This window comes from Burkholderia sp. Bp9012 (assembly GCF_003853825.1).
Lineage (GTDB): Bacteria > Pseudomonadota > Gammaproteobacteria > Burkholderiales > Burkholderiaceae > Burkholderia > Burkholderia diffusa.
This window is the reverse complement of record NZ_QTQA01000056.1, coordinates 1-9201: the sequence shown is the minus strand read 5'-3', so window position 1 is coordinate 9201 and position 9201 is coordinate 1. Positions and strand designations below refer to the sequence as shown.

10 protein-coding genes and 1 pseudogene are annotated in these 9201 nt (G+C 55.5%); 9 read left to right on the top strand and 2 right to left on the bottom strand.

Going from position 1 to position 9201, the window contains the following annotated elements:
• From DIE11_RS37475 to DIE11_RS35640, 8 genes are all read left to right on the top strand, one after another.
• Window positions 1-1026, top strand: a 1026-nt coding sequence (locus DIE11_RS37475) for an RHS repeat-associated core domain-containing protein (protein ID WP_124629829.1), incomplete at its 5' end; no start/stop codon positions are given.
• 7 nt (window positions 1027-1033) lie between these two features.
• Window positions 1034-1360 (top strand): Imm58 family immunity protein, encoded by a 327-nt coding sequence (locus DIE11_RS35670; protein WP_185633882.1) that lies wholly within the window; start codon window positions 1034-1036, stop codon window positions 1358-1360.
• Window positions 1361-1387: 27 nt separating this feature from the next.
• On the top strand, window positions 1388-2485 hold the full coding sequence (locus DIE11_RS35665; protein ID WP_311767605.1) for an RHS repeat-associated core domain-containing protein: 1098 nt from the start codon (window positions 1388-1390) through the stop codon (window positions 2483-2485).
• Window positions 2486-2651: 166 nt separating this feature from the next.
• A complete protein-coding gene (locus DIE11_RS35660) occupies window positions 2652-3125 on the top strand; it encodes a hypothetical protein (RefSeq protein WP_124629826.1) in 474 nt (157 codons plus the stop codon).
• A gap of 249 nt (window positions 3126-3374) precedes the next feature.
• Window positions 3375-3770, top strand: a complete 396-nt coding sequence (locus tag DIE11_RS37615; protein WP_124629825.1) for a pentapeptide repeat-containing protein — start codon at window positions 3375-3377, stop codon at window positions 3768-3770.
• 227 nt (window positions 3771-3997) lie between these two features.
• Entirely contained in the window at window positions 3998-4474 is a 477-nt protein-coding gene (locus DIE11_RS37610; RefSeq protein ID WP_124629824.1) for a polymorphic toxin type 37 domain-containing protein, read from the top strand.
• Between the two features lie 465 nt (window positions 4475-4939).
• Entirely contained in the window at window positions 4940-5455 is a 516-nt protein-coding gene (locus DIE11_RS35645; RefSeq protein WP_124629823.1) for a hypothetical protein, read from the top strand.
• Window positions 5456-5529: 74 nt separating this feature from the next.
• Entirely contained in the window at window positions 5530-6279 is a 750-nt protein-coding gene (locus DIE11_RS35640) for an RHS repeat-associated core domain-containing protein (RefSeq protein WP_148093067.1), read from the top strand.
• 403 nt (window positions 6280-6682) lie between these two features.
• On the opposite strand, the pseudogene DIE11_RS35635 reads toward DIE11_RS35640, so the two are convergent.
• Window positions 6683-6871: pseudogene (locus DIE11_RS35635) on the bottom strand (transposase); the annotation flags it as partial.
• 181 nt (window positions 6872-7052) lie between these two features.
• Here DIE11_RS35635 and DIE11_RS35630 point away from each other — a divergent pair.
• On the top strand, window positions 7053-8255 hold the full coding sequence (locus tag DIE11_RS35630) for a multidrug effflux MFS transporter (RefSeq protein WP_124629821.1): 1203 nt from the start codon (window positions 7053-7055) through the stop codon (window positions 8253-8255).
• A gap of 33 nt (window positions 8256-8288) precedes the next feature.
• Here the strand turns inward: DIE11_RS35630 and DIE11_RS35625 are convergent, their stop codons facing one another.
• Window positions 8289-9164: a LysR family transcriptional regulator gene (locus DIE11_RS35625; protein WP_124629820.1), complete on the bottom strand. Its 876-nt coding sequence runs from the start codon at window positions 9162-9164 to the stop codon at window positions 8289-8291.
• Between the last annotated feature and the right edge of the window lie 37 nt (window positions 9165-9201).

Here is a 9201-nt window from a genome sequence, read left to right as displayed (position 1 = left end):
GGCTGGGACGGCGACACGCTGGCGTGGGAGAGCAAGATCGCCGACGAGGACGGCTTCGGCGCACGCACCACGCACTACGTCTACGAGCCGGGCAGCTTCGTACCGGTGGCGCAGGCAGTGCGCGAGGACGCCATCGAATTGCTCGACCAGCCCGAGTACAGCGATTACTACCGGCAGGATGAAGACCCGCTGTGGGGCCCTCCGCCGCCAGCGCCGCCGATCAACAGCCTGGCGTGGTACCAGTGCGATCACCTCGGCACGCCGCAGGAACTGACGGACGAGTACAGCGAGATTGCGTGGAGCGCGGAGTACCGTGCTTGGGGTGTTGCGCAGAAGGCGATCCGCAAGGCCTCGGGGAAGGCGCTGATCGCCAATCCCATCCGCTTCCAGGGGCAGTACCATGACCATGAGACGGGGCTGCACTATAACCGGCATCGGTACTATGATCCGACGGTGGGGAGGTTCGTCAGCAAAGATCCGATTGGTTATAGCGGAGGCATCAACATATACGGCTATGTGGCTGGCAATCCGACTGGAAATATCGACCCAGTTGGATTGGCAGCCTGTGGCGTACTATTTCCTGATTATCCAATCGAGTATGCGAATGGGAAAACAAGTACTTGGCTTGGCGGACATGCCGGCATTTTGCTATACAGCACTACCGGAGTCACGCAATACTATGAGTACGGTCGATACAATCCAAATAACCCAGGCATCATCGGGGCCAAACTTCCAGCGAATTCCGGCAACGTACGACGGGTAAGCGTCCCCAATCTGTCTCTCGGCGCGGACGGTCAACCCACTCAAAAGTCACTTGATGTGCTAAGTGAAGCCTTATCAAGGAAGGCAGGGAAAGGCACCAAAACCGAACTCAAATGCGATGTTACGGTGGATGAGAAAAAAGCTGCCGAATACGCTATAGACATTGCCAATAATGTAGATCGAAAATCATATAGCTGGACACCATGGAATGCAAATCACTGCAGAACCTTCTCGAGGGATGTATTCAACGCAGGAAGGAATTAGGCGAACTATGAAATCGATCATTTACCATTCTATAATATTTATATTGTTGACATTATGCGCAATATTAGCATACCTGTGGGTAGATCGTTCCATCAGTCTAAGCTACGCCAACCAAAGCCTCAGCGCGAGCAATGCCGCGTTAAACAGCATAGAAAATCTTCTTGGAGATGCCTGGAAGGGAATGGAGAGCGACACCCTTGTTAAGCGCTTGCAGGCAGAGGCGGCGGCTCGACCAGCCGACTCCATCCTTGTTAAAGAGGAGAAGAATGCCATCTGGTTTGGCGACGTCCGCTTTAATATTGAGAATGGATTTTTGAAAAATATTGGAAATTGACGCATCAGGCCCAAACTGATCGTAAGCTTGCCTCTCCCCTTCCTCGCGGCTCTAGGAAAAGTCGGAGATCTGTTCGACCGCCTCACCCACTACGAAGATGATCGCCTGAAGGTCAACTATACCTACGACGCGCTCGGCCGGCGCCTGTACAAGCACAGCCAGGCGCACTACGAGGAAAGAAGGGAAGCGGGGCCACACTGGAACCGAGCCGAGCGCGTGAAGCGCAACCGCGAGCTGCAATGCGTTTTCACGTTGTATGGCTGGGATGGCGATACGCTGGCGTGGGAGAGCAAGATCGCCGACGAAGACGGCTTTGGTGCGCGCACCACCCACTACGTGTACAACCCCGGCAGCTTTGTGCCGGTGGCGCAGGCGGTGCGCGACGACGCCATCGAATTGCTGGACCAGCCCGAGTACGGCGATTACTACCGGCAGGACGAAGACCCGCCCGCACCGGCCGTCAACTGCCTGGCGTGGTACCAATGCGATCACCTCGGCACACCGCAGGAACTGACGGACGAGCAGAGCGAAATTGCGTGGAGCGCAGAGTACCGCGCCTGGGGAGTCGCGCAGGAGGCGATCAGGAAGGCATCGGGGAAGGCACTGATCGCCAACCCCATCCGGTTCCAGGGGCAGTACCATGACCATGAATCGGGGCTGCACTACAACCGGTATCGGTACTACGACCCGGAGGTGGGGCGCTACGTCAGCAAGGATCCAATCAGGCTGCAAGGTGGACTGAATGCTTACAGTTATGTGGCCGGCAACCCGCTGAGCAACATCGAACCGAGAGGGCTACAGGCTTATCCCATTCCGGCGCCTGTTGGCCCGATTCTGGGGTCTGCAATTCCCGATGGAAAGTTGCTAGCGGATAGGCTGGCAACTGCGACAACAAAATCGCTGGATAAGCTGACCCGCGAAAAAACTTATCAAACTTACACCCGATACGATCCGACAACTGGGCAGTGTTATAGCGGAAGAACGTCGGGTTATGAGGATTCGGAAACCAACGTGAAAAATGGATCTTACGGTCAAGCGTACTTGACGGCTGAAGACTTCTTGCCCCCGTCCTGGACAGGTCTTCGCCGAGCTACCGTGCCATTCGTGGGCGTGACCAGCAATTGATTGAGTTGAATGGAAAGGTTCAAAGTAGTGGTGGAATCTCTAGAAATTTGATCAATGGTATCTCGCCTATCAATCCAGCGAGGCCATTGCTATACCTGCCTGCCGCGCTAGCTCAATTTGGAAAGCCAGTACCAGCCGGCCAATGCACTTGCAAATAATGATCACCATGATATCCCAAAAGCCATCACCTAGCGCTTATGAGAAGTTGAAAATCTTCTTTGTGTGCTATGTGGATTGGTTTGTGCCCGTTTGGGAAAAAAGCCAAAACCCGGAAGATCAGCCTATAGCATTCCTTGAGAATTTGGAGAAGAAGTCAACTTCAGATGCAAAAAGAGGGTTACAGATGGCTGTCAACGATGTGGTCGAGATGACGGCCGACTGGTCTCCCCAGAAAGTCGCTGAAGCAGATGCGAAATTTTCTAGTCGTGGCGCCTTCACCTTGAGTGAGGTTAGGCGTCGTTACTCCAGAAGGTATCTGCAAATTCTTAGGCGGGATTCTATCAAATCTGATCTCGAATACTATTTTCTTAAGGGAATTGATGATAGTGGAGAACTCCCCACCCTCTCTGACGAGAGCGAAAAGATAGGTGCCATGCTTGCTGACTATGAAGAAAAATTGACTGGTGCAGCACCTCGATAGCCGACACAAGTGACGCTGAAGCTGCGTTGTGCATGCGGTGCGCTGGCACTCCCGCCCCTCGGATAACACCGAGTCAAAAATTGTCGATGCGATGGCGTGAATTGGGATCGTTTATTGGATAATAAGTGAAAGCCTACGAGTTCTGTTCCCGCCACGCAACTTGATTCCGGTGCCGTAATTTCTCGACGGACTCGCGAAGAGCTAGCGCCCGTTCCGCTCGCTCCTGACATAAAAGAAAATGAGGTTGACATGCCAATCGAATATGTAGAGTTCAGCGACGAATCGTCGCTATCGAAGATGCTGGAAGGATCTGTTCTCAGATATTGCACACTCAAAAATTTTTCGCTTGACGGAAAAAATGTTGATTCTGTTTTTTTGTCGTGCTCCTTGGAGGATTTGAATTGGTATTGGGGGCTATTCAATCGCTGCCTTTTTGTCGACACCAAATTCATTGGCTGTGTATTCCGTGGATCTAACTTCGCTTATTGCCGCTTCCTGAATTGTGAATTTTCAGACTGTCGATTTGAGGCGGACAATTTTCATTCGCCATGTAGCTTTGATGGCACCCAATGGTTTGGCGGCAAGGCAGCTAGGTGCAAGGGATTGCCGGAATACGCGTTCCCAGCCCCGTCCCCAAGCCGCTGAGCACATCGCCCCTCAACGCTCGACCTCTAGGTCATGGCTAGAGTTTCACAAAAATACAGCCGAGCTGATAAAACTTCTGGGTACATTCGACCTGGAGATTTCTCTCTTGGCTAGTTACCCCCCAGGCTGTTATCTCTTAAGGAATCCTGGGTTGGCATGTCGTAACCAGTACTCTCAAGCTTTGACTGACGGTATATCTGCTACCGCTTTAGCTGAGAAGGTCAAGGATGGTTGATAGGGACCAACGATATTATGGATTACATACCGACCACCAAAAGATGCGCGAGCAGCAGCACTACACTCGCCTGAGCCAGCCGCTCGTGGGCGTGCTCCAGCACGAGTACGACGCGCTCAACCAGCGCATCGCCACCGTGTGCCCGGACCGACACCGCGTCAGATGGCTCGCCTATTATCGAGTTTCTCGACCAACCCGAGTACGACGACTCCTACCGGCAGAACGAAGTAATGCTTACGATCCAGACGTACCGAAAGCTCCGGGAAAGCTAGGAAAGGCCGAAGGTTTTTGCTCACCCAAAGGCGGCGATGACTGGGTTAAATCACCTAAAGGGTGGGGGTGGCGCGACAAGAAAGGCGGCGTTTGGGTCCCTACGGGGCCTGGTGGTGATGCTCATGGAGGACCGCACTGGGATGTTCAATATCCAGAGCGTTATGACAATATCTATCCCGGCGGTCACAGGCGGTGAATTTATTGAGGCTTTAATATGCTGATCAGAATTAGACTAGGTTCTTTTTATTCAAAATGCGACGAAAGCAGGTTGTTCGATGGATTTAATGGCATTTCCGCCATCCGCAGTATCAAGGGGGATGGAAGGGATTTATTATTGCATATCTCGATTAGAGATTTAAGTAGCGATTCAATGCGTGAACTGATTGTGCTTTTGTGGCGCTATAGGATACCCCTTTCACCCTTTCGTCCGCTCGCGAGGAATAAGAGATTTGACTGGCTGAACAATCCAAAAGGGGTTTGGTACAAGAGTATGTTTGCCGGGAAGGAGTAGACAGAAACCCAGACTGGCAAGTGAAGCGATGAGCGAATGGCCGCAAAATCTTGCGGCGCTTCGAGTTCGTAGCGCTATTCGTGAGCTGCGGCGATTGGCATCCTTGGTGCCACCTCTATGGTGGACTCTCCCTGCTAACGTGGCTGTACCATGACGACTACTGTTAACGACCTCCGACTTCGGATACGCGCTTTACCGGCTAACCCCAGACGAAAAGAGGTAGCCGAGATTGCGTTTGAGTTAGAGTACCTTTCGTTATTAGTTTCACCACTTCCCAAGGACATATTCTCACTGTATCTGGAGGTGCTATCAGACCCTCTAGTTTTTTCCAAGAATGGCATAGATTACTTCATTTCTGCAATTTACAACGAATTCGATAAGCTCACCTCCGACCAAGAAAGCTCCCTATTAGAATCCGTAATCAATAACTCAAAAGAATATAACGATGAGACATTGCGCTTCTCTGTCGGGGATATGATCGCGAGAAAGTACCCTATCCAAGTTGCACTGGGTGCTTTCCGCCGCATGTGGCTCTCCGGTGAAAAACACTCCCAGACCATTGCTCAATTTGGTGTGGACGTCTTGTCACTAGTGCTACCCAAAGAAGGGGCCGAGCGCAACAAGCTTCGCAAATTCGGTTTGGAAATGGCGCGAAAAGATAAATAACATCGATTAACGAACTATCGGCGCAATGGGCAACTCCAACTCCCAAGATACACCGCCATGATCTGCGCTCGCTCATGCCCCAACTCGCGGCTAGTAGCCAGCCAAGCCTGCGCATCCAGCGCGCGCTGAGTTGGGGTCAGCGTGCGCACCGCAGTCCCGCCGGCAGCCGGAGCCTGATTATCCGATCGAGTATGCGAATGGGAAAACAAGTAATTGGCTGGGTGGACATGCCGGCATTTTGCTCTACAGTACTACCGGAGTCACGCAATACTACGAGTACGGTCGACATAATCCAAATAGCCCAGGCGTCATCGGGGCCAAACTTCCAGCGAATTGCGGCAACGTACGATCCACAGGTGGGGCGGTACATCACTCAGGACCCGATTGAGCTGGCCGGTGGCCTGAACGTCTATCAGTACGCACTGAATCCGATAAGCTGGATTGACTCGCTTGGTCTTCAGACCGGACCTGTATTACTCGGAATGGGGAATCTTTATCGCGCGAGTACGCAGCCACCGCTGCCAACTCTTTCAAGAAGCACGTCGATCAGAGGTATCTATGGTGACGTCTCCAACCTCGCGTTCCCTTCTCCCGTCCTTCCAGGGGAATGGGTCGGAGTTAACGTACAGTGGAGTATGCCAACCATCAAACAATATTACGCGAAGGAATATTTTGGCGACTCGCCGCTAGGGATGACTGACAATTCAGGTAGGCAATGCAGACGTCAACCGGATTTTCAAACTCAAAGCATCGTTCCAGAAGGTTGGTCTGATCGTCGTAAATTTACTTGCACGGAGTGGGTTCCGTATGACTCGGCCATTTAAGGATCCTGTATTTTTGATGGTTGCATCTATCGTCATCTTTTGTTTTATTGCAACTTTAGGAACAACTTCGAATCCGGAAACATACAATGGAAAACTGAGGCGGTGTGCCGACACATGCAAGGAATCAAATCGCTTTGGTCGACTGATTGAGCCTAAGCCGGCTTCTCCGAAATATACGATAGTAGACTACAAATGTGAGTGCTATTAATTAATGACCAAGGGCCGCAGTAGCGCCCCTTGTAGTTATCGCGGTCGACTGCAATCGGGAATGGTGACGATCTGCTCTGCCTGCGTCACTGCGGATGCGATCTGTGCGGCCGTAATGATGAGCTTGCCGTGTTCGATGTGAATGTGGAGCGTCTGCCCAACGTGGAAGCCTGCATCGTGGGCGAGCCAGCTAGCAGGCGGATAGGAACAAGGCGCGCTTGAGCACCTTGTTGCCGCGTCTGGATAGATGCTCGCCACAGATGGATGAGCCTGAGCGCCGGGTGACCGGGGCAAGACCAGCGTAGGCCGCCAAGTGGGTGGCCAAAGCGAACGCTTTATGCGCGGCCTCGGTTACGAGTCTGGCGGCGGTCCTGACGCCGCAACCCACGCGCCTCCCCGCCCCCGCACTTCGACCGCCCGCAAAAATGCATCCGAGCGATGCAATTCCACTCGCTCCCGAACCGCATCGCACGCCGTAAGATCGCCTCCGGCCTTTTCCCAGGGCCGCTCAACGCGCGTCGTCACGTCAATCCGTTCACGCGCTCCGCCACCACCACCCAGCGACCATGTCCAACTTCTCACTCATCCTCGTCGTCTCCATGTTGAGCGCCTTTGGCCTGATCGCGTCCGACGTCTACCTGCCCGCGATGCCGTCGATGGCCCACGAGTTTTCGATCGGCGCATGGCAGATGCCGCAGACGGTATCGGCTTACCTGATCGCGCTCGCATGTGCGCAGCTGTTCTACGGCCCCCTCTCCGATCGATGGGGACGCAAACCCGTGCTCACGGCCGGCATCCTCCTGTACATCCTCGGCTCGATCGGCTGCGCAAACGCGGGCGGTTTCGCGAGCTTTCTCGGCTGGCGCGTCCTCGAAGCCCTCGGCGCGGCGTCCGGCCTCGTCATCGGTCGTGCGATCATCGCCGACACCTGCGACAAGCAGGCATCCGCAAAGGTCTACAGCATCGTGTATCCGCTCGTGTCGCTGTCTCCGGCAATCGCCCCCGCGATCGGCGGATATCTGGCTGCGTGGTTCGGATGGCGGAGCGATTTCAATTTCGTCGCCGGGTTTGGCGGGGTCGCGCTCGTGCTTGTCCAACTGCTTCTGAAAGAAACGCGGCCGCCCGTCACACCGGGGCAACATCGCGCCATGCCGCTGGCCGGCTTCGCCGACGTGCTCGGGGACCGGGCATTCACCCGGTACACGCTCGTAGTCTGCGCAATCTATTGCGCGTGGTTCGTGTACCTGACGCAGTCGCCGTTCATCTTCTCCGGCCTTGACCTGTCGGAACAGCAAAGCGGCTGGCTTTATCTGCCGCTCACCGCCGGCATCGTGTCCGCCAACATGATCTCGCGCCGCATGCTCGACCGGATGTCCTATGATGCAATCGTCGTGGCCGGCGTGAGCTGCTTCGTGGCCGGCGGCATCGCGTTCGCCCTGTGCGAGTCGTCGCACGTCGAAGGCATCGTCGCGATCGTAGTGCCGATGTTCCTCGTCAGCCTGTCGAACGGATCGTCGCTGTCGCTCGCCGTGTCGGGCGCCATCGCGAGCGAACACGGACGCGCGGCCACGGCGTCCGGGCTCGTCGGCTTCTTCCAGATCGGGAGTGCGTCGCTCGCGGCCACTGTGTCCAGCGGCCTGCTCGGTACCGGCAGTCACGTGCTGGCGACGGCTATTCCCTTCTTCGCGATCGTCGCGGCAGTCGCGATCGTGCCTCGCTGGTATGCCGCGCGACGCACGCTCTCGATGCGTAAAACCCAGCCCCGTTGAGCAAGATGCCCCGCGCCAGCGAAATCCCGGCCGCTATCGATAGCGATCGAACGAAGCAGCGATCTCGGCGGTGACCGCCCGAACGCGCGCCGTCCGGTTCAGGTCCGTATGCGACACGAGCCAGACCTGATACGGCGCGGCGCGCGTCCTGTCGGGCCAGATTCGCACGAGCGAATCGTCTTCTTGCGCCATATACACGGGGAGTTCGCCGATGCCGATGCCCGACCGGATCGATGTCGCCAGCATCAGGCTCGAACTGACTTGCGCAACGATGCGCCCGCGTTCCATCGACTCGCCGCACAGCGTGTGTGCCTGATTGGAGGTGATGGAAGGCTGGTAGACAACCAGGTCATGCCCGTCGAAAGCGGATCCGGTCACGGGCGCCCCATGTGCATCCAGATACTCGCGGCTCGCGAACAGCCCGACCTCCCACTCGGCCAGCTTCCGCCGAACGAGATCGGGGTTTTCCGGCATCACGGTTCGAATCGCGAGATCCGCATCGCGCCGGGTCAGGTTCAGTACCTGGACGGACGTCGTCAGGATCACGTGTATCGCGGGGCATTTCCGTCGCAACGCCCGTATCGCGGGAACAACGAAATCCATCGCCAGGGAATCGGTCGTCGTCACCCGAACCTCGCCTTCGAGCCGGTCGTCCGAGCCGTGGACGCGCCTCTCGAATTTGCACGCCGCTTGCTCCATCTCTTCCGCGGCCTGCAGCGAATCCTCGCCGATCTGCGTCACGACATAGCCGGACGACGTCTTGAGAAACAGCTTCGCGCCCAGCGCTTTCTCCAGCGCCGTCAGCCGTCGCCCCACGGTAGCCTGATCGACATCGAGCACGACTGCGGCCTCGCGCAGCGTCCCGGCGCGATGAACTGCCAGAAAAACACGGGCATCGTCCCAGTTCATGGTTAACGTTCTCTCTCGGTGAAGCATGTTTGCATTC

Bases quoted from the DNA above. Each gene is read 5' to 3' on its own strand.
- DIE11_RS35630 (WP_124629821.1), top strand. From the start codon at position 7,053: ATGTCCAACTTCTCACTCATCCTCGTCGTCTCCATGTTGAGCGCCTTT.
- DIE11_RS35640 (WP_148093067.1), top strand. From the start codon at position 5,530: ATGCCCCAACTCGCGGCTAGTAGCCAGCCAAGCCTGCGCATCCAGCGC.
- DIE11_RS37615 (WP_124629825.1), top strand. From the start codon at position 3,375: ATGCCAATCGAATATGTAGAGTTCAGCGACGAATCGTCGCTATCGAAG.
- DIE11_RS37610 (WP_124629824.1), top strand. From the start codon at position 3,998: ATGGTTGATAGGGACCAACGATATTATGGATTACATACCGACCACCAA.
- DIE11_RS35625 (WP_124629820.1), bottom strand. From the start codon at position 9,164: ATGAACTGGGACGATGCCCGTGTTTTTCTGGCAGTTCATCGCGCCGGG.
- DIE11_RS35670 (WP_185633882.1), top strand. From the start codon at position 1,034: ATGAAATCGATCATTTACCATTCTATAATATTTATATTGTTGACATTA.
- DIE11_RS35660 (WP_124629826.1), top strand. From the start codon at position 2,652: ATGATATCCCAAAAGCCATCACCTAGCGCTTATGAGAAGTTGAAAATC.
- DIE11_RS35645 (WP_124629823.1), top strand. From the start codon at position 4,940: ATGACGACTACTGTTAACGACCTCCGACTTCGGATACGCGCTTTACCG.